Origin of the sequence: Gaetbulibacter aestuarii, from assembly GCF_039537665.1 — a bacterium.
Taxonomy (GTDB): domain Bacteria; phylum Bacteroidota; class Bacteroidia; order Flavobacteriales; family Flavobacteriaceae; genus Gaetbulibacter_A; species Gaetbulibacter_A aestuarii.
In genome coordinates this window covers 1-23,261 of sequence record NZ_BAABAY010000006.1, presented here as the reverse complement: position 1 = coordinate 23,261, position 23,261 = coordinate 1, and the positions used below count along the sequence as shown (strand labels likewise).

The window sequence follows — 23,261 nt, the reverse complement described above, 5'->3', positions numbered from 1 at the left end:
AACAAAATAATCAATGAACAATGAAACAGATTTTTAAAATATCAGTAGGATTTTTAATGTTGACCCTAACCTTTACGAGTTGCAATAATGTAAAATCAACGAAATCCAATAGCGCATTAGGCACTAATGCCGCTGAAAAAGTATATGTAGCACCCGGAGAATACGATGAATTCTACGCATTTATTTCGGGAGGTTTTAGTGGTCAGTTATCCGTTTACGGACTGCCTTCTGGACGTTTATTCAAAGTGATCCCGGTATTCTCCCAAGATGCCGAAAAAGCCTATGGTTATAATGAAGAAACAAAGGCAATGTTAAATACTTCTCATGGTTTTGTTCCCTGGGATGATGCGCATCACCCGGACATTTCTCAAACAAATGGAAAACTCGATGGTCGGTATGTTTACATCAACGCGAACAATACACCGCGTATTGCCAAGGTTGATTTAACGACTTTTGAGACCACAGAGATCATTGAAATTCCAAACAGCGCAGGAAACCACAGTTCGTCATTTGTTACAGAGAACACCGAATATGTGGTAGCAGGCACCCGGTTTTCCGTTCCGATTCCACAAAGAGATATGTCTATCAAAGATTATAAAGGAAACTTTAAAGGGTCCTTGTCATTTTTAAAAGTGAATCCTGAAAATGGTGAAATGTCTATAAAATTTCAGCTCCTTATGCCAGGATTTGATTATGACCTATCCCATCCCGGACGAGGAAAATCTCATGGCTGGTTCTTCTTTAGTACCTATAATAGTGAAGAGGCTAACTCGCTTTTGGAGGTTAATGCCTCTCAAAATGATAAAGATTTTATTGCCGCTATCAATTGGAAAAAAATTGAAGACTATGTGAACAATGGCGGAGGGACAAAGGTACCGTCAAAATACGCCCATAATATTTACAATGAAGAAGATCATACAGCCACTTCTAAAATGATGCAGGAAGTTGTTCAGGTAAAACCATCAGAGGTCCCAGGAGCAATATTTTTATTGCCAACTCCAAAATCACCACACGGCTGTGATGTTGATCCTTCCGGTGAATACATTGTTGGAAACGGAAAATTATCGGCAAATTTAACTGTACATTCCTTTACCAAAATGCTTGATGCCATTGACAACAAAAAATTTGATGGTGAAGCCTATGGTATCCCCATTTTAAAATTCGAAGATGTTCTTGCCGGAGTTGTGGAACAAGCAGGATTAGGACCATTACATACTGAATTTGACGATAAAGGAAACGGATATACCTCTTTCTTCATTTCCTCTGAGGTTGTAAAATGGAAATTAGGAACCTGGGAAGTATTGGATCGAAAACCAACCTTCTATTCCGTAGGACATGTGATGATTCCCGGAGGAAATTCAGCGGCGCCATTTGGCAAGTACCTTCTTGCCATGAACAAGATTACCAAAGACCGCTATTTACCAACCGGTCCGGAGGTAACACAATCAGCGCAACTTTATGATATTACTGGAGACAAAATGGAAATGTTACTTGATTTTCCTACAGTCGGTGAACCGCACTATGCGGCAGGTATTCCGGCGGATCTGATAACCCCAAAATCCAGAAAATTATACAAACTGGAAAACAATAAACATCCTTATGCGGCAAAAAGTGACGCCGACACAAAGGTAACCAGAAACGGGAACGAAGTACATGTACAAATGACCATGATAAGAAGTCACTTCTCACCCGATAATATTGAAGGTATTAAAGTAGGTGACAAAGTATATTTCCATGTGACCAACCTGGAACAGGATTATGATGTGCCACACGGTATTGCCATGATCGGTGCTAACACCTCCGAGTTACTGGTGATGCCCGGACAAACCGAAACCTTTGTATGGGAACCAAAACAAGTAGGCGTTTGGCCATTTTACTGTACTGATTTCTGCTCTGCATTACATCAGGAAATGCAAGGTTACGTTAGGGTTTCCCCAGCCTCCTCTAATATTGATTTATCCTGGTCTTTAGGTGAAGACTTCTAATAATGCAAGGTTAGTTTGCAATTGTTAATAGCGCGAAAGGTGGGAGTGGTATCTCGCTCTCACCTTTCTTTTTAAAAATAAAACATCATGAAAAAGTCAAATATCATCATGCTTATAGCGGCTTTATTGCCTTTAGGACTTTTTATTTTTCCGTTATGGAAAATTACACTGGAAGCTCCGCAATATCCTATTCCTCTTGGTATGAAAATTTTTATTAATGATTTTGCAGATGCCAATCCGTTTGATATCAAAAACATCAATTTACTGAATCATTATGTAGGAATGAAATATATTCCTGATGCTATTCCGGAATTTAAAATTTTCCCGATTGGCATTATTTTTTCAACAATTATCGGGTTGTTCATCGCCTTTAAAGGAAACTATAAATGGTTTTTGGGATGGTTTATTTACATGGTGGCTGTAAGTGCTGCAGGTATTTACGATTTTTACATTTGGGAACACGATTATGGTCATAATTTAGATCCTAAAGCCATACTAAAATTTACAAATCCTGATGGATCGGTAATGGGATTTCAACCACCATTATTAGGAACAAAGCACATTCTGAATTTTACGGCTCATTCCTATCCCCAATTAGGCGCACTTTTTTTAACTCTTGGCATTTTAATCGCCTTGATCGCCTATTTTGTTGGAAAAAAGAATCGTGTTAAAACTTGAAATACTTTTTAAAATGAAAATCCTATACTTACATATGCTGGTTTTACTTATCTTTTTATTGAATAGTTGCACTGTAAAACCCAAACCCATTAACTACGGCGTAGACCATTGCCATTATTGTAATATGACGGTGGTTGACAAAATACATGCCGCTGAAATAGTAACAAAAAAAGGAAAGGTTTATACCTTCGATTCAGCAGAATGTATGATTCATTTTCTAAAGGAATTTGATGAGCAAGAGGTGAAATTCTATTTATCAAATGCCTTCACAGAACCTGGAAAGTTACTTGATGCTACCTCAGCAACCTTTTTGATCAGTGAAAATATTCCAAGTCCTATGGGTGCTTTCTTAACCGCATTCATTACAAAAAATGAGGCTGTGAAAATGCAATCTGAAAAAGGTGGGACACTCTATACCTGGTCTGAAATTCGTAATTATCTCAACTAAAATATAAATTCCAAAACCATTTCTGACAAAAGAATTATTCTCCGGTTGAAACATTATTATGACACCACTTTTAAAACATAGTATCCTAATCGCTTTCGTTGTAATGTCGCAAACATTATGGCCACAATCCATTTCGGTTGGTCGGGACCAGGCTATTACATCCGTGAAAGAAGCTGTTTTAAAGGCAACGGATTTCGATACGATAATGATCAAACCGGGAATTTACAAAGAACATGGTATTATTATCGATAAACCGCTTACGATTATTGGAGAGGGTCATCCACTTATTGACGGCGAATTAAAAGGTGAAATCATCACCATAATATCAAACCATGTAACCATTAAAGGATTAAAAATTATTAATGTTGGCACCAGTTACACTGAAGATTTTGCTGCCATTCGCGTAAAACGAAGTAAATACTTCGAAATAAAAGATCTGATCCTTGAAAAATTATTTTTCGGTATTTACCTGGAAAAGGCGGCCGATGGCAAAGTGATCAATAACACCATTACAGGAGAAGCAATTGAAGAGCATAATTCCGGGAACGCCATTCACCTTTGGTATTGCAAAAACGTTGTTGTCGATCATAATACCGTATCTCACGTAAGAGATGGTATTTATTTAGAATTTTCAGATGACTGCCTGATAAAAAATAATACCAGTTCAAATAATTTACGGTATGGTTTACATTTCATGTTCTCGAATAATGATGTATATGAAAACAATACATTTTCCTTTAATGGCGCCGGCGTTGCTGTTATGTTCTCCAAACAGATAAAAATGTTGAAAAATGTGTTTAAGGAAAATTGGGGAACAGCTTCTTACGGTCTTTTATTAAAAGAAATTAACGATGCTGACATAAAACGAAACACCTTCGCAGAAAATACCATTGGGATCAATATTGAAGGCTCGAACAGGATCACCTATGAACATAATACGTTTAAGAATAATGGTTGGGCGGTAAAAGTAAGAGGAGCCTGCTATTCCAACAGGTTTCTAAGTAACAATTTCATGTATAATTCTTTTGATATTTCCTATAACAGTAATATCAACGACAATGGGTTTGACAAGAATTACTGGAGTAATTATACGGGATATGACCTTGATAAAAATGGCATCGGAGATGTTCCTTACCGTCCTGTAAAATTATTTTCATACGTTGTTAACAGAACGCCTGAAACTATCATTTTACTTCGCAGTTTATTTATTGATATTATTGATTTTTCTGAAAAAGTATCGCCGGTATTTACGCCGGATAATCTCATGGACCCACATCCAAAAATGAAACAAATAACATGGTAACCATTCAAAATCTACATAAAAAATTTGGTAAAAATCAGGTTCTCGCCGGGGTTGATCTGGATATTAAGGAAGGTGGTATTTTTGCCGTTCTTGGTCCCAATGGTTCCGGAAAAACTACGTTAATAAAATCGATTTTAGGCATGGTAATACCGGATCGTGGAACCATTACTATTGACAATAAAAATATCAGGAAAAGTCCGAAATACCGCAATAACATTGATTATTTACCACAAATAGCCAACTTCCCCGGCAACCTAAAAGTAAAGGAACTTATTAAAATGATTAAAGATCTACGAGGTTTTACAGATCAGGATGAGGAGCTCATAAAACAATTCCAACTTGAACCATTTCTGAATAAAAAACTAGGGAATCTTTCTGGCGGAACGAAACAAAAAGTAAACCTGGTTTTAACGTTTATGTTTGACAGTCCGTTGGTTATTTTGGATGAACCTACCACAGGATTGGATCCTATTTCCTTACTACGGTTGAAGGCCTTAATTCAGTCGGCAAAAGCCAAAGGAAAAACCATTTTGATCACCTCCCATATCATGAGTTTTGTGGAAGAAATAGCTGATGAAATCGTTTTTCTATTAGAAGGTAAAATCTATTTCAAAGGCAGCATCAACACCCTTAAAACCAATACAGGCCAATCAGATTTTGAACACGCTATAGCCTCAATATTATCAGAAAATCATGCTTAAAATATTAAAATACAGTTTTTACGATCTCATGCGAAGCCGATGGAGCTATGTCTATTTTGCTTTCTATTTATTGCTTGGTATAGTATTATTATTTCTGAATAACGATCTATCAAAAGCGGTCATAACCTTAATGAATGTTATCATTGTTCTGGTACCTCTAATAGGAACTATTTTTGGAGTTATGTATTATTACAATTCGAAGGAATTCACCGAACTTTTATTGGCGCAACCGTTAAACCGTTCGACCATCTTTTTAGGTCAGTACCTGGGTGTTGCCCTGTCGCTCTCCATGAGTTTGATCTTAGGTCTGGGAATTCCTTTTATTTTTTATGGCTTATTTAAATCGAATGCCATTTGGGATTTTTCCTTGTTGATTATTACAGGAAGCTTCCTAACATTCATCTTTACGGCCCTAGCCTTTAATATTGCCTTATCCAACGAAAATAAAATAAAAGGATTTGGATATGCCATTCTCATTTGGTTACTTTTAGCTATTATTTATGATGGCGTGTTTTTAATGTCCCTGATCTTATTTGAAGATTATCCCTTAGACAAGTTTTCATTAATAGGAACCATGTTCAATCCGATTGATTTATCCCGAACGCTCATTTTATTAAAGCTTGATATTTCGGCTCTTTTAGGCTATACTGGAGCGGTGTTCAAACAATTTTTTGGAACGAATTTGGGGATTATTGTGTCCTTTATCATGTTGATTCTGTGGGTTCTTTTCCCCGTACTTCGAATCGTTTACAAGTCTAAAAGAAAGGATTTTTAGATGCCTATGCAGCTATAAAAAACGGGTTTTTGTGGTTAAATTTTTAGTTGAAATAATATTGATCAACAACAAAAAAATACCAAGCGTCAAAAAGATGCTAAATACAAAAAGAAGTGTAAAGTAGCCAGGCAGTAAACCCTGATTAAAATAAAATCTGCTGCCTTGAACCAGCAAAGTCATTTCAGTGAGCACAAAACCCAATAAAAATATATAGATAGCAAATTGAAGGATCTTATTGAATCGAACCAAACCGCTTTCTATTATGAAGGAAAATAAAAACCCTGTTACGGCACCTAGCATGATCAAATGAATAAACCCGATCACGAAATTGTGATAGGAATAAAGTTCTTTTGAAATCGCGGGAATCAAGGAAACGGATTGAAATACGATTTTTAATGTAAAACAAAAAACGGCAAATTGGTATAGGATTTTGTTGAGTTTCGATCGGTTAATTAAATCCAACCACTCATAAGATCTTATAATTTTAAAGAAAAAAAAGATCACTAAAAATTGTAACACAACCCCGATCCCGTTGATCCAAAGTAATAATATATGAGGCGCAAACCAGTAAACCGGTAAGGCCATAGTAAGAATTGTGGCGGCTATGAACAACTTAAAAAACCAATGAAATTCCTTAGAATCGCATATTGCTAAACGGTTGAAAAACAAGGCTATAACGGCAAAAACAAACCACCCGTTGAACTGGAAATGTAAGAAGAATTGAATCGCTATTTGATAAAAGGCAGAAGCCTGACCTGCCATGGTAACGGCCGGACCTAAACACCAAACGCCAAGTGTTGAAATGAGCATAAAAATAATAGCTGCCTTCAATAAAACCCTTGAAGGCTTATTTTTTATTTTATGATGTTTCCAAACAAGAAAGGCAAAGTAATAGCTACATAAAATATGCAGCGTAGAAAATGTAATGGATACAGCGGCATACCCCTGAAATGGGAAGCTAAGCAACATGCCAACTACTGCAATTTCCGTAACCCAGAATAACCTGTTAAACACAGGTTTCTTTTCCGGAATAAAGTAATGAACAATAAGCGAATATAACATTAAATACACCCACCCTAACATGGCCACATGAGAATGTGCATGTGTTAAATACCGGTAATTAATTGGTAAGGCATTAATATGTGTATACCTAAGCGTCAAACCCAGTAAGGCAGCAAATAAAAAATTACATAAGCATACTACAACAAATCGTTTTGACATATTTGAATTATTAAACAGTGATTTTGTTGTATAAAAGTAACCATTCCAAAACAGAGATCAATCTTCGGTTTGGAATGGTTCATGAGAACAAGGCAGGTCTATGCGCTTAATTTCTTTTCTAATTTTATGGCCTCGGGAAATAAAATATTATTTTCCAGATGAATGTGCAAATGCAAGTCTTTCTCAAATTCGTCCAGCATAGCAAACGTAACTCTATAAGTATTGCAGGCGTCAACAGGAGGTGTGTAATTATCAGTTAGTTCAGAAATCCGTCTGAATCGCTCTCCTTCCGTGTCATGCTCTTGCAGCATCATGGCTATGGGATTTTCTACGGTTTTAAATTGTGGCGACTGTATGCTTTCATCTCCCGAGATTGCATTCACTAATCGCTTTACAAAAGGAAATAACACGAGTTCCTCTTTTTTCATATGCAGAGTTAAGGCGTTTGCACAGGCGGTAAATTCTTCGTTTATTTTTAGCAACTCCGGATGTCTTTTTCCATGAACGACTTTTAATTTATTTAAAAATTGAAGTAAGACAGGAATCTTTTCTTCCACATAACGATGGTGTTTTTTCTCAATATAATCAACCAATAAATCGAGTGGCCACGATTTATAATCAATTGATTGATCGGTTTGGGACTGCAACACCGCCTGAAGTTGCGCCAAAATTTCTGAGGAATCCAGGCCTTTTTTGGTGCAAACTTCATCCAAGGTTTTATCACCTTTGCAGCAAAAGTCTATAGCATAATTGCTAAATATAGCGGCAGTTCTAAAATCCTCTGCTACAAATTGACCGATTGGTTTTTCTAAATCTTTATCTAATAGTTCCATAATTTTGTTTATTTCGGATGTTTTTATCCTATTTAAATTCAAATTTTTTTTTAAACTCTAAAAAATGTTTCACCTGTTTGAACACTGAAAGCGAGTTCTTCTAGTGTCGTATGTTCCAGCATGTGTTTTAGTTCGTCACGCACAACTTTAAATTTATCATGCATAGGACAAGGACGCTTAGCATTACAGGTTTCCATGCCCAAACCGCAACCATTAAATATGGCGTCTCCATCAATAGCATTAACAATCTGCGAGAGTTTTACCGAGGCAATTTTTTCTTTCTCAATTTCAAAACCACCATGGGCACCTTTAACGGATTTGATAATATTGTGTCTTACTAGATCCTGCAATATTTTCGCTGTAAATGCCTGAGGTGAATTGATCTCCTTGGCGATCTCTTTCGGGTTCACTCTCCTGTTTTGAGAAGAATTAACCGCAATAAAAATTGAGGCTTTTATACCATACTCACAGGCTTTTGAGAACATTTCTTTCTTTTTAATATTAACAAAATTACGAATAATTTTTTAATTAGGATATTTTTGTCTTATTTAAATCCTGAGAAAAGCAATAAAAAAATCCTATTGTTATCAAACAATAGGATTTTTCTTAGTGACCCCGGACGGCAAAAGTTCAAACCTCAAAGACGATATTCGAAATATATTAAAAATGTAAAAGATATATTTTTACATTAGCTGGAACCTAACTCGAAAATCTCAAATTTGAAATAAATCTGTTTGATAATAAATTACTTCCCTTCATTAAACTTTACATTATTTTATTGCTTGAACAACTTTTAATCTCTGGATGATTAAATGGATACCTAAAGTATTACTCTCCTATTTTAAGTTGTTTCAAGAAAAATGGTAAAAATATGAGAAAATATATTTCAAAGTTTTTTAGGTGTATATATCCTACCGAATATTAAACGTTTATTATACGTCTAATATTCGATTGTTTATTTTTGCTTCCGTATTTTTAAGACGGGATAAAATATCATGAAATATAATCAACAAATAACCTTAAAGCATTTATTAATCAATAATGAAAAATTTATTGGTTTGCAATTTCACTCGAATAAGGTTTTAGACGCTTTAATTAAGGAACTAGAGGGAATCCAATGGAATGAAGAATTCAACATGTATTGTATTCCAAACCGAAAAGCCAGTTTAGACAATATTTATAGTCTTTTTAGAGGTGTTGCCTGGATTAATTCACAATATTTTTTTCAAGAATCAAGATCTAAAAAACTAAAAGAAACATTTGATGTTTCCTGGTACAGAAAAAGAACAAAATCTCTATCCTTTAAATACTGTCCTGAGAGCTATCTTCAAAAATTGGAATTAAAAAAGTATTCTAACAATACCGTTAGATCTTATGTTACTTGTTTTGAAGACTTCATTAACTACTACAAGGATCGTCAGATCGATGATCTGGATGAAAATGACATAAGAAAATATCTCCAGTGGTTGACACAATCCAAGCGCTCAAACTCCTATATTAACCAGTCTATTAATAGCATAAAATTTTACTATGAAATCGTAATGGGTATGCCCAATAGGTTTTATAGTATTGAACGTCCAAGAAAGGATAAAAAACTTCCTGTTGTGTTGTCTAAGGAAGATGTTAAAAAATTGATCGATGCAACTAATAATATTAAACACCGCTGTATTGTGAGCTTAATCTATTCAGCAGGATTGAGAAGAAGCGAACTCTTAAATTTAAAACTTGATGATATTGATAGTTCGAGAATGCTCATTCATATTAAAGATGCTAAAGGTAACAAAGACCGCTTTACTATTTTATCTGAAACCACCTTAACTGATTTAAGATCATATTACAAAAAATGGAAACCCGAAACCTATTTATTTGAAAGTCCTGATGGCGACATGTATAGTCCAAATAGTGTTGGTAAGATAATATCGGCAGCAGCTAAAAATGCTGGTATTAAAAAACACGTTACGCCACACACATTAAGACATAGCTTTGCAACTCACCTATTAGAGGCCGGAACTGACCTTAGATACATACAATTACTTTTGGGTCATAGCTCAACGAAGACCACTGAAATTTATACCCACGTTGCCAAAAGTAGTTTTATTGGTATAAAAAATCCTTTAGACTTGTAGTCTTTTTTTTATTATCTTCGGAGGTGTATATATAATAGGGATATATACACCGGTAAACATACACATACGTTAGCAAACATATAAGCAAATGCAGAAAGCTTACTTAATATTTATTCTGATTTTAACTTTCAGTTGTTCTCAAAAAGACAACCGAATTAAGAAATTTGAAAAAATATTAGGAGAAAAACAGACAAAAGCTCTGAATTCACTTGTTTCGGACTTTGAGAAGAATTTAGATAAACTCTACCCTGACTTATCAACAGACCAAGCTTACCGAAAATATCTGACCGATATAATTTCCGATTCAATCACCAATTGGGAAAAATTTAAATTCCAGTCCTATAAAACTAACTCGGAATTTCATCAGAGCGGATTATGGAATGAAATTTATGTAAAAGATTCAATACACGGTTTGCAGGTAAACAGTATTGGAAAATATTTGGAAGCGCTATTTAATGTTAGAGACTCTGATTCGTTAGTGAAAAAATATTGGGATATTAGAGAGGCTGGCGGCTTGTTGCAAAATGAATTGTTTGTTAATGGAGTTTTAAGCTCTAATCCTGATTTTAACAACTACTTCCACAAACGGATTGTAGTTTTGGAGTTTAGCTTTTGACAAAAATACGTATGCTAACAGCGTATAAAATTCATTGCTAGTTCCTTGCCTATCCGGAAAATCCTGCGGATTTTCCTACGGTTCGGTTTTATTTGCTAAATTGGTTACCTAAACACGCAACAAATCTTATACGAAACGTTGTATGCAATTTGAGAAACATAAGTAATTGATATGAAAACAGTAAAAATTTTGTTGTGTTTTGCATTTATGACAATAATTATCGGAAATGTAAAAAGCCAAAATACAAATCAAATGAAAATGGATTCTCTAATTGAATCTTACAAGAATTTGACTGACAAAGAAAATGATTATAATATTGAGTTTGTCGAAAATAAAAATACTCTGATTTTTAAATTTAAAACTCAAAACTCTGAAGAAATCGGATATAAAGTAATTCTGACTGACATTCATCCTCAAGGAATATTCCGTTTTGAATCGGACAATAAAACCTTTATAAGAATTTTATCAATCGATAATGGACATCGATTTATTAAAGAAAAATTCAGAAACGGATTTAGAGTCTCTAATACGACAAACGTCATTGACATTGGACTTCCAAAAATTGTGGATTTAGAAAAAACCGACAGAGTTATTAGAGACTTAAAAAGTGTTTTGGAAAAACCAGTAACAGAATCTGACGAAATTCAAATTGTTGGACCGAAATCAAAAAATGGAAATTAAAAAAACTGCATACAACATCGGCTATAAATAATTGCTAATTATTGCTTATCCTGAAAATTCCTGCGGAATTTTCAGCTTGATGTGTACTTGTAAAGTTAAAACCTAAACCACGCAACTACTCATAGCCCAAACGTTGGCAAACATTTAAAAAAATCTACTTAACTGATGGACAACGAGACTTTAAAAGAAAAATTAAACGAATTTATAAAGCTCTTCGAGTCTGAATCCGACGAAATTAAAGGACAAGTAAACTATAACTCTACCCTGAATATTACGAATCAACTTCTTAAATTTCATCACAATAAAGAAGCTGAAAAATATAAAACTCTGATTGTGGAATATATTGACGAATTAAAAACAACTGACTTTCCTACAGGAACTAAAACTCAAATGGAATTATATAAGAAATACATCTTCAAAACAGGACAATATTTAATTAATGAAAGAGATTTCAGGCATAAAGGAACAAATAAAATGAAATATATCTCATTTGGAATTGTTTTGGACTTTTTGGTTTATTATTTTGTTAAATCGAAACTTCCTTTCTATTTTCCAATTTTCACGCTGATTTTTACTTTTCTAGGAATTAGGAAAACGAAGAAAATGGTAGCTGATAAAAAAGCTTTTGGACGTGGATATTAAAAAAAAACGTTTGCCAGCAAAGCCTATAAGTAATTGCTTGTTCTTGCCTACTTCTGAAAATCCTCCCGGATTTTCAGCTTGGTGTGTACTTGTAAAGTTAAAACCTAAACCTCGCAACTACTCATAGCCCAAACGTTGTACAACATAAACCTGACCGAAAAAAAATGAAAGTTTACGGAAAATGTAAAAAATGTAACGCTGAGATTAGTTATTCAACCAATTCAGGTACAAGGGTTGAATTTGCAATGCAAGAAGGAGAAAATATGACTTTGACTTGCCAAAAATGCGGAATAAAAACTGACTTTTTCGTGGATGAACTTTATGCTAAAGAATCAAAAATCGCACAAATTAGCGCAGGACTGATTTTTTTTATCGGAACGCCAATAATGTTCCTTTTTGTAAGTCCCGTATTTATGCAAAGTAGAAGCAATTATGTGATCTATATTATTGGCGGATTTTTATTAATTCCTGTTATTATTTATGGAACTATAAAAAAACAAGATCAAATGCGGGTAAACTCATTTAACAGAAGTAGGATGAAAGGTCGGATTCATAAAATTAAATAAAAATACGTTGTACAACAATGGCTAAAAGTAATTGCTTATTCCCGCTTACCATGAAAATTCCTGCGGAATTTTCAGCTTTGTGTGTACTTGTAAATTTAATAACTAATCTACGCAACTACTCTTAGCCGAAACGTTGTGCTTCATTATGAACAACCAATAATAAATGATAAAATTCTTTAGAAAAATTAGACAAAAACTACTCTCTGAAAATAAGTTCAGTAAGTATCTATTTTATGCTATTGGAGAGATTGTTCTTGTGGTTATTGGGATTTTAATTGCCCTTCAGATTAACAATTGGAATGAGCAAAATAAATCCGAGTCCTTTGAGTTAAAAATGCTTGGGGAAATCTACAAATCTCTAAGTTATGACAACTATATATTAGAGCACATACTAAATAATCGTATTCTGCCTGTTGACTCTAGTATAAATGCTATTCTATCAATGTATGAAGCACAAAAAATTGATTTAAAAGAATTTAATCAGCACGCCTCGAAAATACAGAATGGTTATATTTTTTCATATTCCTCTGGACCATATGAAACATTGAAAATAGCTGGGTTGGATAAGGTTAAAAACGATACTCTAAGGGATAAGTTGATTTTTCATTACGATTATGAATTACCCAGACGAATTAAATTAATAGAATCTGCTAATAATGACCAATATTATCAGAAACTTAGAGATTTAGAGTTGGAAATTTTTGATTATAAAATTACTACTCACAATAATTCCAAAGAATTTGAGATTTTATCTTACAAGTTAGATAATCCTCAAGACCCATTATTTATTAAGTATTTGCAAATGAGAAATCATGCAACGAAACGAGGAATATCGAATTTCAAAAACTATTTAAAGGAGTCAAAATTTATGATAAAATTACTAAAGGAAGAATTTGGAAGACGACATTATGAAATACCAGAGTTTATTATTAATAATTAATCAATAAAAAAACGAAGCACAACATTGGCTATAAGTAATTGCTTGTTCTCGCTTACTTCTGAAAATCCTAGCGGATTTTCAGTTTGGTGTTTACTTGCAAAGTTAAGTGCTAAACCACGCAACTACTCATAGCCGAGACCGTTAGGGCAAATTTGCCAAAAAACCCAAAATTGAACTATGAAAGAAAAATTTGTCCTTTTAATTACCTTCTTAATATTCGGACTAAATACTTCATTTGCGCAGAAATCTAAAACAATTGAAAAACTTGAGTTTGAGAATTATGAACTTAAAGTTATATTTTTCGACCCTTACGAAAATTTAGTTTCAGAAAATCCTGAATTCAAAAACCTTGACTCTTTAAAACAAGGAGAAATTTGGAATAAATATTTACTTAACAATGTTATTTATGATTTTCAATTAATTCAAAAAAAGAAAATTGTTAAACATTATATTTTAAGAGGAAATTCATCGAAAGACATTTACCCAAAAGATTTAACGAGAAATAATGTCTATTTATTAGATATAGTAAATCATAAAAAGAACACTAATTTTTATAGGTTATCAGACTATTCAAAAATGATTGATAAAACAATCGATAAGTTCAGTTTTTATGGAACACTATTCGAGAATATGGAACTACTGAAAGATAACGATGGAAAATTAGGCAAAAACCTCTTTGGTAGATTTAGATTAAAAATCCCTTATTCCACAATCCAGAATAATGTAAGGACTTTAATAGGTTTTGACTTATTTGGAGAAATAGAAACTGAATGGATAGCAAATAACACAGAAGAATTTAAAAACTCTTTTTTCGATTATCAAGAAAAAGTCGACCAATATTTCAAAATCGAAAGAATTAAAAAAACGTATGTAAGAACTTATGACCAAAATGGAGAAATTCAAAATGAATATCCAAGGTTAAATACAGATGAGGATATCAAATCCTATATTGGAAAAATGAATAGAATTGGAGATGTAGTTTCTTTACCGTTTTTCAAATCTACTGACAAAGTAATTTTAATCGAAAAGGATAGTTTATACTCAAAATATAAAGTTGAGACTAAAAACAATAAACCGATTGATAAGTATTTAGAAAATATTGTCGTCTTAAAAAATTCAGATGGAGAAATCGAGAATATTACAGCAACTCTTTTAATTCACGGCTCATCAATTGACAGAGGAGATTATGTTGAGAGAGAAAATTATATTGCATATTTCAAGACTTTTAAGGATTTGAGATTACCTTATAAAATTCTGTTTTCGCCATTAACTGACAAACAATTTGAAAAACCACGAATTGAAATTGAATTAGATTATTTGTTCCATAGAAAATAAAAACTTGCCCTAACAAAGAACTGAGTTAAAAAACAAGCCTTTTTAAGCTAATTTTGACACAAAGTTTTCATCGTATGGTCTTCCTGATCTGGCTATTGCAAATGCCTGTTTTAGTAACTTGTTTGCCACGGCAATCAATGCCAATTTTTTACTCTTCCCTTTATTTACCAATCTCTCATATAATTCCCGACATGCCTCGTTGTGTTTACAGGCTGAAAATGCACATAAAAACAAGAGGTTCCTGAGTTTCTTGTTCCCAACTTTACTGATTCTGCTACGACCTCTTACACTACTTCCTGATTCACGTATGGTGGGCGTTATGCCTACATAACTACACAATTGTGATCCTGTTTCAAACTTTGTAAATCCATCTGTTATCACAATTAAAAACAACGCTGTCTTTACGCCCATTCCCGGAATACTTTTTAATAAGGTGAGTTGTGATTGCTGATCTTGTTTTACGAGCTCTAATAACCGGTCCTCTATACCCTTTACCTCTTTGTCAAGATGTTTTAAATCACGTTTTAAAGAACTGTAAACATACTTAGACGGAATCCCTAAAACTTCCTCTCCATGTAGTTTATTCTTGGTTTGCGTACGCTTCTTTAAGTAATTATCCAGTAACCTGAAAAGTTGCAAGCATTCCGCTTGTACTTCGGTTAGAGCCGTGTATTGGGGCACCTCATTCATCCGTCCATACTCACAAATGGCTTTTGCATCGCTCTTATCTGTTTTCACTTTGGCTAATTTCATCTGAATAAACCGCTTTACCGATAAGGGATTTACAACAGAAACCTGAACCTCATTTTTGTGTAAAAACTGAGCAAGACGATAATGATAATAACCTGTAGCTTCCATAACAACTAAAGCTTCTTTGTTAATTACTTTCAAAAAACTTTTAAATCCCAGCGCATCATTGCTGAAACTTTGATGCCCCATTTGACACCCATAAACATCAAACACGTCTTTACTGATGTCTATTCCTAAAATTTCTGTATTTTTAGTCATAAGAACTGAATTTTGAAAGGACAGTCTACTTGCATTTCAACAACTTAAAATCGAGATCCAGGTCTCACAGAACTGAACGAAATTCCAGTAGAAAAAGAGAGGGGATTATCAATGTTGACGAAGTTTATCTTCAACGTATATATTAACCTTAATCCTCTCTTTTGTTCTTTCTGATTTATAACTCTAATTTATTGAAACCAAACTTAAGCCGTGTATAATTAATGGCTATTCCTAGCCTACTTACGAAAATCCTCGCGGATTTTCTATTCGGTTTTTATTTGCTAAATTCGGTGCTTGTTCACGCCACTAATCATACACAAACACGTTAGCGTTCATAAGCCAAAGTTTCGCAGAAAACCCGGAATTTTTTGACGGTTTTTTTGCGAATTTTTTTTTAGATTTTTAAAAGTAGGTGTCTGTTTTTAAGATCTGTAAAAATAAGTCCGTGTACTTTTGCCAGGGTTGTTTCATATCTTAAGGCAAAAAAAATGAACGTGTTAGAATAAAATATCAACTCGGAATCGAAACGGAGCAATATCATTTTTTTTGCTGCTTTTTTGCGACCGTTCGGTTTTAGACAAATAATAAAAACAAACGCTAACAACATGTATATTTCATGGCTTGGTACTTGCTCATCGGAAAATCCTGCGGATTTTCCTACGGTTCGGTTTTATTTGCTAAATTAGTTACTTAAATACGCCACAAAACATACACGAAACGTTGGCAATAATATAAAAAATGAAGACTACTTTCAGTATCATCTTTTTTCTGTTAATTTTTTTCCTGATACAAGCACAGGATGAAAAAGTTCGTACTGATATTAGTCAATACCCTTCAGGTCCGGTCACTTATAGTCAGGACACTATCATGTTTCGTCACATTGCCTATACTCTAAATAACAATGGTTCAATAAATAATATAGGGAAAGATATTGTACTTACACCCTACAAAGCGACTATTGTTGAAAACGACTTATTAAAGGTTACAGTGGTTCCTGGATTTGGAGGTCGAATTCTGTCAATTATTTACAAACCCACCAATCACGAATTGCTCTATCAGAACTCACTTGCAACACCATTTGCAGGTGGTGATATATTTTATTATGATTGGTTGATGATTTGGGGCGGTATCTTTCCCACTTTTCCGGAATCGGAACATGGTAAAATGTGGTATTTACCCTGGAAATCAGAAATTATAACTGCGACTGAGGATGAATTCACATTACGAATGACACGAAATGACAGCATAAAACCAATAGATGGCATTCCTCCCAAACAATTTAAATATGGGCGAACAGATATCACCGTTTCCGCCACTGTACGGTTAAAACGGGGTAGCGCAGCCCTTCACATTGACTTAGAGGTTGAGAACACACTAAATATACCAGTTGATTATGAGTATTGGACATGCACCACATTAGCACCAGGTTCCAAAGTGGGTGATACAAAGTCCCCTGCCAATACTGAAATTATTGCTCCTATCGATGAGGTGCATATTCCTAAACGTTGGGAATGGATGACCAAGCTTGAATTACCAACTGGCAAAGAAGGGATATACCAATACGAAAAACTGGCCGAATTCAGAAATTGGTCTGAAATGGGCATTGCATATGCTGCTCCCCAAGTTATGGCAGGTTATTGGGGTGTTGTTAATCATGAGAATGAAGTTGGCGTATTTCGTGTGGCGGACAATAAAAATAGTACTCCAGGGCTAAAGTTCTGGACTTGGGGAGTACAAAGTACGGCTAGCGACCTGCAATCTCCAGACATTTATCGGCCTTATATAGAGCTTTGGGCAGGTAACTCCACAGAGTTTTTTAAGCCGGCTCGCCTAAAAGGTGGAGAAAAGAAAAGTTGGACAGAGACATACCTCCCTACAATTGGACTGGCCAAATTTACCAAAGTAAATGAGTATGCTGCAGCCTTCCTGAAAACTACCGAAAGTAATGGTCAACAAACCTTACATGCACGAGTTTTTTCTGTGGAACCAAGTAATAATTATGATATAATTTTATCTGTGAGTGGCAATGAAGGTGTTTCAAAGGAACTACTACGGAAACAATGGAAACCAAAACTAAACGCACCTTCAGTTTTTGAGGTAACAAAAGCAATCACCGACCTACCTCCTGGTAAAGGTGAATGGAAACTGACTTTATTGGACACAACTAATGGAAAGTTACTTTTTGAAGCAACTATTCTACGTTAAGACCTGATATGGGTTGGAGATTGGACCGATAACCTAAAGTGAATAATAATCTAATAATACTATTGCCAACAATCTATTGCCAACAATATATAAAAATAATGCTAAATTAGGTGCTTAAACCAAGGTTAGTGCATTTTTGTAATGTCCTATTTTCCTGAAGAAAATCCTCGCACACAAAACAGCACTATTCTTATACAACAACGTTAGCAGTAATTTAAACCAACTCAATGAAAAACCATATTTTAATAATAGCATTTGCCTTCCTTTTAATTTCCTGCAAAAATTCGAATGATAAAAAAGCGGAAACAAATTCAACAAATTTAAAAGAACTGGAGGTGAAAATAGATTCGCTTTTTAATTCTAATATCGGAATAAATGAACCTGGTGCTGCAATACTAATTTCTTATGACCAAAAAATGATTATTGGAAAAGGCTATGGTTTAAGAGATTTAGAAACTAAAACACCCATTACCATTAAGACTAATATGAGAATGGCTTCTGTTAGTAAACAATTTACTGCTCTATGTGTTTTAAGTCTTGTGGACAAGGGCTTACTTTCCTTGAATGATTCCATAAGTAAGTTTTGGAATTATCCTGTTTTCGCGAATATTACTATTGAGCAATTGATTAATCACACATCAGGAATTGCTGACTATGAAGCTTATTTCGACAACAATTGGGACAGGAATAAAATAGTAGAAAATAAAGATATTTTAGAATGGTTAGCTACAAATCCAAAACCTTTATTCGAATCAGGAAAGGGTTGGGAATATTCTAATACTGCTTATCTTGTTTTAGCCTTATTGGTCGAAAAAGTATCTGGAGAGGAATTCTCAAATTATGCTAAGAAAAATATTTTTGACAAAGCTGGTATGAAAGAAACGAACTTCTATAACCTAGCAAATCCAATAGAAATTAAAGAAAGAGCTTTTTGCTATGAAAAAGACAGTCTAGATAATTGGAAAAAAGTTGATGGCTGGTATATGAATGGAATTATGGGAGATGGAGCAGTATATACAAGTGTAAATGACTTTTTAGCATATGATAACTCTCTACGAAATAATAATATACTATCCCAAAAGACACACGGTTTAATTTTTAAACCAAATTCAACGCTTCCAAAAAAATGGCCGAATTCGAACCCTTTTGAGGAAAGGTTTCCATTTTTAGCTAATAGTGAATTAAAGTATGCTATGGGATGGTTTACTAATGAAGATTTGGCAATGCATACTGGAGGTTGGTATGGAACAAGAACTGTAGTTTTGAGAGAATTTGAGCGACCTTTAACTATTACAATATTTTTGAATTCAGACTCATCATTTAACAATCTAATAAACGAAACATACAGTCTAGTAAATAACTATTTAAAAACTACTGCTAACATCGGCTATAAGTAATTGCTAGTTATCGCTTATCCTGAAAATTCCTTCGGAATTTTTAGCTTTTTGTATACTTGCAAAGTTAATTACTAAAACACGCAACTACTCATAGCCGCGAACGTTGGCTACAATTAAAAACAAAAAATGAAAAAATTTTATTCTGCATTGCTAATTACCTTTTTGATAATCGGTTGTTCGAAAGATGATACTATTAATGAAATTGAAGAAGAAGAGGAAATCGTAAACCTTGCACCTAATAATTTTGACATTGAAATTGTTAATATTTCACATGATGGTGCAACAATCAATTGGAATGAAGCTGTTGACCCAGAAAGTGATATTGTAACTTATGATATTTACTTAAACCAAGCATTAGTTATTGAGAATATCACTGAACTCACCTATCAATTTAATGACCTTCAAGAATTAACTAATTATTCTGGTAAAGTAATAGCCAAAGACACTAACAATAATGAAACAACAATCACTTTTACATTTCAAACAGAAAAATATTATTTGAAATACCTAAAAAGATACGACTATGGTCAAGTAAATTATGGTACAGTAGGGTATGCCCCTGGAAGCCCTTATTCGATGATAAAATCAGATGGCCAAAATTATATAGTTGCTGGTAAATCTGCATTTCCAAATGGCAATGGATATCGCTTTTTCGTATCAAAAATTGATTATGATGGAAATGAATTATGGAAAAAGTTTTACGATTATCAAGTTGGAGATTCTTGGCGTTTTAAAATAGGTAAAACTTCTACTGGTTTTATTTTAGCTGGGCATCATCATGTACTTAATTTAGACAATGAAGGTAACGTTCTTTGGTATAAAAAAATTGAAAGTTATGATATTGCTGATGGTTCGGCTGAAATACAGTCTGTAAAACAAGATGCTCAAGGTAACATATTTCTAGTCGGAGGCAGAGGTTCTGAAGACCCTCAAGTTCAACAAGAGGCTGTTTTAACAAAACTTAATAATTCTGGTGAAATTATATGGGAAAAGGTGTTTAAATCTTCTTTTAGAAGCTTTTTTAATGACTTAATCATTGATTCCTCTGACCAACTAATAATTTTAGGGTCAGCTGAAACTTCTGGAACAACTATGGAAGAATACATTCAAGGACCATCATCAGTTGAACAAATTGATTTTTGGGTTATAAAAACAAATAATGAAGGTGAAAAAATTTGGGAGAATACTTTTGGAGATGGAAAATATGATTTTCCAAATCAAATTATTTCCACATCTGATAATAGTTTTGTAGTTGTAGGGTACGGAGCTAGTTTATTCAAAATTGATAATTCGGGAAATTTAGTATGGAGTAATACAGTGCTTTCTACTTACAATCCAACTTTTTCTATTTCAGAAACAAGTGATAATGGATTTGTTACTACTGGAAAATTCGATTTTGGAAATTATGGAGCTTTAGCTATCTCAAAATACGATAGTAACGGAAATTTAGAGTGGGAAAAATCCTATCAAGAATCATTTAATTACCTTTCTGGATACTCAATTTTAGTAGAAGATGATGGAGGTTATAGAATCGCAGGGAGTTCGAGTAAGAATTATTATTATAATGATGAGAAACCATATTTATTAATTTTTAAAACAGACCCTTTAGGGAATCATGAATAATAACTGTAGCCAACATTGGCTATAAGTAATTACTTGTTCTCGCCTACTTCTGAAAATCCTTGCGGATTTTCAGCTTGGTGTGTACTTGTAAAGTTACATACTAAAAACACGCAACTACTCATAGCCCAAACGTTAGCGTTCATAAGCCAAAGTTTCGCAGAAAATCCTGAATTTTTGACGGTTTTTTTGCGATTTTTTTTTAGATTTTTAAAGGTTAGTGTCTGTTTTTAAGATCCGTAAAAATAAGTCCGTGTACTTTTGCCAGGGTTGTTTTAGAACTTTAGGCAAAAAAAATGAACGTGTTAGAATAAAATATCAAATCGGAATCGAAACGGAGCAATATCATTTTTTTTGCAGCTTTTTTGCGACCGTTTGGTTTTAGAGAAATAATAAAAACAAACGCTAACAACCTGTATATTTCATGGCTTGGTTTCAGCCTTTCCGGAAAATCCTGCGGATTTTCCTACGGTTCGGTTTTATTTGTTAAATTAGTTACTTAAACAGCGCCACAAAACATACACGAACCGTTGTGCGGCAGCTGAAAAAAGACAACAAAGAACAATTCAAGAAATAAAATGAAATCAGAAAACAAATTAGCGGGACTTGGACTTTTGACAGCAATTTCGGCTTCACTTTGCTGTATTACGCCTGTTTTGGCTTTGTTGGCAGGTACAAGTGGACTTGCTTCGACTTTTTCTTGGCTTGACCCTTTGCGACCGTATTTAATAGGACTGACAGTTTTAGTGCTTGGATTTGCATGGTATCAAAAACTTAAACCAAAAAAAGAAATTGACTGCGACTGTGAAACAGACGAAAAACCAAAATTCATTCAGAGCAAAAAGTTTTTAGCGATTGTAACAGGATTTGCCATTGTTATGCTTGCCTTTCCCTATTATGCTCAAATTTTTTACCCAAAAGCAGAAAAACAAATTATTGTAATTGACAAAGCCAATATTCATACAGTGGAGTTTCAAATTAAAGGGATGACTTGTGCGAGCTGTGAAGAACACGTGAATCACGAAGTGAAGAAACTTGACGGAATTTTGAAATCAACTGCTTCATATGAGAATGGAAACGCAATCGTAGAATTTGACATTTCAAAGACGAAAATTGCCGAAATTGAAGAAGCGATAAATGGAACAGGATACTCGGTGACAGATAAAAAGGAAAATTAAAATGGCAGTGATACTACAATCGACAATTACTTGTCCCAACTGTGGGCACGAAAAAGAAGAAACAATGCCTACTGACGCTTGCCAATTCTTTTACGAGTGCGAAAACTGCAAGAAAGTCTTAAAACCAAAAGAAGGCGATTGTTGCGTTTATTGTAGTTACGGAACAGTAAAATGTCCACCAATCCAGCAAGGGACAAGTTGCTGTTAAAAATGAATTTGAAAAAATAAAAAGCCGACCGCACAACAACGGCTATAGTGCATGCCCTGCGGGACACGCTCCATAGCCAAACCGTTGGCAAACATTTGGTACGGTAAAGGCACATCGTTTACAAAGTTAAAGGGACATAGTTTACACTTTTTTAGGTTGTAATTTGAGATAAAAATCAAGCTTTGCAAGTTACTCAACAAATTCAGCTCGAAGAATTGGAATCTTTTATTGTAGCCTTCCATAAAAAGAAAAGGCTACAATTTCACTTAAAATTTTACCTCTAAAAGTTCACTATTTGCTGAAGTCAAATACGCTTTTACGTCATAAAACGACGTTCTACGGCGTTTCACATTGTTTTGCGTCATTTAACATTGTTTGACATGACCTAAATTTTGAAGAATTTAATAGTGATTAAAAACACTAATTATTTTAAAAAATAATTTTTGAAAATAAAAAAAACTTCCAAGGAAGCTTCATTAACAATATTAGTTTATAAGGATTAAGGAACTTAATCCACAATGGAATTTATTTTTTTATACCTACCTTGATTTGGCCAGGCTCTTTAAAAAATTAAAGATTAAAAATATTTTAGAATAAGCTCCCGAAGGTTCAGTATTCGAATTAGATCTTAAACTTTTTCCTCCTTTGATTTTCTGTTTTTTATATTCTCCTTAGCACTATCAATTAAAACTACCAATATTACTACACTTATTACAATAGCGCCACCAGCAAGGATATATTTTAGATAGGTGTTTTGAACATTTCGTTTTTCAGTAGTGAACTTTTCTTCCATGA

At 33.9% G+C, this 23,261-nt stretch carries 22 protein-coding genes; 18 read left to right on the top strand and 4 right to left on the bottom strand.

Annotated features, from left to right (window positions below):
* The first annotated feature begins 20 nt into the window (after nt 1-20).
* The 6 genes from nosZ (at nt 21) to ABD682_RS11965 (ending at nt 5,890) form a co-directional block, all read left to right on the top strand.
* Nucleotides 21-1,985 carry a Sec-dependent nitrous-oxide reductase gene (nosZ, locus tag ABD682_RS11990; protein WP_344741666.1) on the top strand — a complete coding sequence of 655 codons (1,965 nt, stop codon included), beginning with the start codon at nt 21-23 and terminating at the stop codon, nt 1,983-1,985.
* A gap of 87 nt (nt 1,986-2,072) precedes the next feature.
* Entirely contained in the window at nt 2,073-2,663 is a 591-nt protein-coding gene (locus ABD682_RS11985) for a hypothetical protein (protein WP_344741665.1), read from the top strand.
* Nucleotides 2,664-2,676: 13 nt separating this feature from the next.
* Nucleotides 2,677-3,111, top strand: coding sequence for a nitrous oxide reductase accessory protein NosL (locus tag ABD682_RS11980; RefSeq protein ID WP_344741663.1), 435 nt, complete (start codon nt 2,677-2,679; stop codon nt 3,109-3,111).
* 58 nt (nt 3,112-3,169) lie between these two features.
* Nucleotides 3,170-4,414 (top strand): nitrous oxide reductase family maturation protein NosD, encoded by a 1,245-nt coding sequence (locus tag ABD682_RS11975; protein WP_395360984.1) that lies wholly within the window; start codon nt 3,170-3,172, stop codon nt 4,412-4,414.
* Nucleotides 4,408-5,115 (top strand): ABC transporter ATP-binding protein, encoded by a 708-nt coding sequence (locus tag ABD682_RS11970; RefSeq protein WP_344741661.1) that lies wholly within the window; start codon nt 4,408-4,410, stop codon nt 5,113-5,115. Before ABD682_RS11975 ends, ABD682_RS11970 begins: the two co-directional genes overlap by 7 nt.
* Entirely contained in the window at nt 5,108-5,890 is a 783-nt protein-coding gene (locus ABD682_RS11965; protein ID WP_344741659.1) for an ABC transporter permease, read from the top strand. The genes ABD682_RS11970 and ABD682_RS11965 overlap by 8 nt, the downstream gene beginning before the upstream one ends.
* Nucleotides 5,891-5,902: 12 nt before the next feature.
* Here the strand turns inward: ABD682_RS11965 and ABD682_RS11960 are convergent, their stop codons facing one another.
* The 3 genes from ABD682_RS11960 to ABD682_RS11950 all read right to left on the bottom strand — a co-directional run bounded on the left by ABD682_RS11960 (nt 5,903) and on the right by ABD682_RS11950 (nt 8,429).
* Nucleotides 5,903-7,111: a hypothetical protein gene (locus ABD682_RS11960; RefSeq protein ID WP_344741658.1), complete on the bottom strand. Its 1,209-nt coding sequence runs from the start codon at nt 7,109-7,111 to the stop codon at nt 5,903-5,905.
* Nucleotides 7,112-7,209: 98 nt separating this feature from the next.
* Nucleotides 7,210-7,944, bottom strand: a complete 735-nt coding sequence (gene ric / locus ABD682_RS11955; RefSeq protein WP_344741657.1) for an iron-sulfur cluster repair di-iron protein — start codon at nt 7,942-7,944, stop codon at nt 7,210-7,212.
* A 50-nt stretch (nt 7,945-7,994) separates the two neighbouring features.
* Nucleotides 7,995-8,429 carry an RrF2 family transcriptional regulator gene (locus tag ABD682_RS11950; RefSeq protein ID WP_344741655.1) on the bottom strand — a complete coding sequence of 145 codons (435 nt, stop codon included), beginning with the start codon at nt 8,427-8,429 and terminating at the stop codon, nt 7,995-7,997.
* Nucleotides 8,430-8,939: 510 nt separating this feature from the next.
* Between ABD682_RS11950 and xerA the strand changes: the two genes are divergently transcribed.
* The 7 genes from xerA to ABD682_RS11915 all read left to right on the top strand — a co-directional run bounded on the left by xerA (nt 8,940) and on the right by ABD682_RS11915 (nt 14,850).
* Nucleotides 8,940-10,070 (top strand): site-specific tyrosine recombinase/integron integrase, encoded by a 1,131-nt coding sequence (gene xerA, locus ABD682_RS11945; protein WP_344741653.1) that lies wholly within the window; start codon nt 8,940-8,942, stop codon nt 10,068-10,070.
* Nucleotides 10,071-10,158: 88 nt separating this feature from the next.
* The gene (locus tag ABD682_RS11940) at nt 10,159-10,686 is read left to right on the top strand and encodes a hypothetical protein (RefSeq protein ID WP_344741652.1); all 528 of its coding nucleotides are present in this window, start codon (nt 10,159-10,161) and stop codon (nt 10,684-10,686) included.
* Nucleotides 10,687-10,857: 171 nt separating this feature from the next.
* Nucleotides 10,858-11,367, top strand: coding sequence for a hypothetical protein (locus tag ABD682_RS11935; protein WP_344741651.1), 510 nt, complete (start codon nt 10,858-10,860; stop codon nt 11,365-11,367).
* A 165-nt stretch (nt 11,368-11,532) separates the two neighbouring features.
* A complete protein-coding gene (locus ABD682_RS11930) occupies nt 11,533-12,009 on the top strand; it encodes a hypothetical protein (protein WP_344741649.1) in 477 nt (158 codons plus the stop codon).
* A 164-nt stretch (nt 12,010-12,173) separates the two neighbouring features.
* Nucleotides 12,174-12,575 carry a zinc finger BED domain-containing protein gene (locus ABD682_RS11925; RefSeq protein ID WP_344741648.1) on the top strand — a complete coding sequence of 134 codons (402 nt, stop codon included), beginning with the start codon at nt 12,174-12,176 and terminating at the stop codon, nt 12,573-12,575.
* Nucleotides 12,576-12,738: 163 nt separating this feature from the next.
* Nucleotides 12,739-13,515 carry a DUF6090 family protein gene (locus ABD682_RS11920; protein ID WP_344741647.1) on the top strand — a complete coding sequence of 259 codons (777 nt, stop codon included), beginning with the start codon at nt 12,739-12,741 and terminating at the stop codon, nt 13,513-13,515.
* Nucleotides 13,516-13,692: 177 nt separating this feature from the next.
* Entirely contained in the window at nt 13,693-14,850 is a 1,158-nt protein-coding gene (locus ABD682_RS11915) for a hypothetical protein (RefSeq protein WP_344741646.1), read from the top strand.
* A 42-nt stretch (nt 14,851-14,892) separates the two neighbouring features.
* Here the strand turns inward: ABD682_RS11915 and ABD682_RS11910 are convergent, their stop codons facing one another.
* A complete protein-coding gene (locus ABD682_RS11910) occupies nt 14,893-15,858 on the bottom strand; it encodes an IS110 family transposase (protein ID WP_344741644.1) in 966 nt (321 codons plus the stop codon).
* A gap of 738 nt (nt 15,859-16,596) precedes the next feature.
* On the opposite strand from ABD682_RS11910, the gene ABD682_RS11905 reads away from it, so the two are divergent.
* The 5 genes from ABD682_RS11905 (at nt 16,597) to ABD682_RS11885 (ending at nt 22,466) form a co-directional block, all read left to right on the top strand.
* Nucleotides 16,597-18,063 (top strand): DUF5107 domain-containing protein, encoded by a 1,467-nt coding sequence (locus tag ABD682_RS11905; protein WP_344741643.1) that lies wholly within the window; start codon nt 16,597-16,599, stop codon nt 18,061-18,063.
* 227 nt (nt 18,064-18,290) lie between these two features.
* Nucleotides 18,291-19,460: a serine hydrolase domain-containing protein gene (locus ABD682_RS11900; protein ID WP_344741642.1), complete on the top strand. Its 1,170-nt coding sequence runs from the start codon at nt 18,291-18,293 to the stop codon at nt 19,458-19,460.
* 126 nt (nt 19,461-19,586) lie between these two features.
* On the top strand, nt 19,587-21,083 hold the full coding sequence (locus ABD682_RS11895) for a fibronectin type III domain-containing protein (RefSeq protein ID WP_344741641.1): 1,497 nt from the start codon (nt 19,587-19,589) through the stop codon (nt 21,081-21,083).
* A 575-nt stretch (nt 21,084-21,658) separates the two neighbouring features.
* Nucleotides 21,659-22,258, top strand: coding sequence for a mercuric transport protein MerTP (merTP, locus tag ABD682_RS11890; protein WP_344741640.1), 600 nt, complete (start codon nt 21,659-21,661; stop codon nt 22,256-22,258).
* A 1-nt stretch (nt 22,259) separates the two neighbouring features.
* Nucleotides 22,260-22,466 carry a GDCCVxC domain-containing (seleno)protein gene (locus tag ABD682_RS11885; protein WP_344741638.1) on the top strand — a complete coding sequence of 69 codons (207 nt, stop codon included), beginning with the start codon at nt 22,260-22,262 and terminating at the stop codon, nt 22,464-22,466.
* Nucleotides 22,467-23,261 lie beyond the last annotated feature (795 nt).

Bases quoted from the DNA above. Each gene is read 5' to 3' on its own strand.
- ABD682_RS11930 (WP_344741649.1), top strand. From the start codon at position 11,533: ATGGACAACGAGACTTTAAAAGAAAAATTAAACGAATTTATAAAGCTC.
- ABD682_RS11965 (WP_344741659.1), top strand. From the start codon at position 5,108: ATGCTTAAAATATTAAAATACAGTTTTTACGATCTCATGCGAAGCCGA.
- ABD682_RS11975 (WP_395360984.1), top strand. From the start codon at position 3,170: ATGACACCACTTTTAAAACATAGTATCCTAATCGCTTTCGTTGTAATG.
- ABD682_RS11980 (WP_344741663.1), top strand. From the start codon at position 2,677: ATGAAAATCCTATACTTACATATGCTGGTTTTACTTATCTTTTTATTG.
- ABD682_RS11940 (WP_344741652.1), top strand. From the start codon at position 10,159: ATGCAGAAAGCTTACTTAATATTTATTCTGATTTTAACTTTCAGTTGT.
- ABD682_RS11925 (WP_344741648.1), top strand. From the start codon at position 12,174: ATGAAAGTTTACGGAAAATGTAAAAAATGTAACGCTGAGATTAGTTAT.
- ABD682_RS11915 (WP_344741646.1), top strand. From the start codon at position 13,693: ATGAAAGAAAAATTTGTCCTTTTAATTACCTTCTTAATATTCGGACTA.
- nosZ (WP_344741666.1), top strand. From the start codon at position 21: ATGAAACAGATTTTTAAAATATCAGTAGGATTTTTAATGTTGACCCTA.
- ABD682_RS11910 (WP_344741644.1), bottom strand. From the start codon at position 15,858: ATGACTAAAAATACAGAAATTTTAGGAATAGACATCAGTAAAGACGTG.
- ABD682_RS11920 (WP_344741647.1), top strand. From the start codon at position 12,739: ATGATAAAATTCTTTAGAAAAATTAGACAAAAACTACTCTCTGAAAAT.
- ABD682_RS11950 (WP_344741655.1), bottom strand. From the start codon at position 8,429: ATGTTCTCAAAAGCCTGTGAGTATGGTATAAAAGCCTCAATTTTTATT.
- ric (WP_344741657.1), bottom strand. From the start codon at position 7,944: ATGGAACTATTAGATAAAGATTTAGAAAAACCAATCGGTCAATTTGTA.
- ABD682_RS11935 (WP_344741651.1), top strand. From the start codon at position 10,858: ATGAAAACAGTAAAAATTTTGTTGTGTTTTGCATTTATGACAATAATT.
- ABD682_RS11960 (WP_344741658.1), bottom strand. From the start codon at position 7,111: ATGTCAAAACGATTTGTTGTAGTATGCTTATGTAATTTTTTATTTGCT.
- xerA (WP_344741653.1), top strand. From the start codon at position 8,940: ATGAAATATAATCAACAAATAACCTTAAAGCATTTATTAATCAATAAT.
- ABD682_RS11885 (WP_344741638.1), top strand. From the start codon at position 22,260: ATGGCAGTGATACTACAATCGACAATTACTTGTCCCAACTGTGGGCAC.
- ABD682_RS11985 (WP_344741665.1), top strand. From the start codon at position 2,073: ATGAAAAAGTCAAATATCATCATGCTTATAGCGGCTTTATTGCCTTTA.
- ABD682_RS11970 (WP_344741661.1), top strand. From the start codon at position 4,408: ATGGTAACCATTCAAAATCTACATAAAAAATTTGGTAAAAATCAGGTT.
- ABD682_RS11905 (WP_344741643.1), top strand. From the start codon at position 16,597: ATGAAGACTACTTTCAGTATCATCTTTTTTCTGTTAATTTTTTTCCTG.
- merTP (WP_344741640.1), top strand. From the start codon at position 21,659: ATGAAATCAGAAAACAAATTAGCGGGACTTGGACTTTTGACAGCAATT.
- ABD682_RS11900 (WP_344741642.1), top strand. From the start codon at position 18,291: ATGAAAAACCATATTTTAATAATAGCATTTGCCTTCCTTTTAATTTCC.
- ABD682_RS11895 (WP_344741641.1), top strand. From the start codon at position 19,587: ATGAAAAAATTTTATTCTGCATTGCTAATTACCTTTTTGATAATCGGT.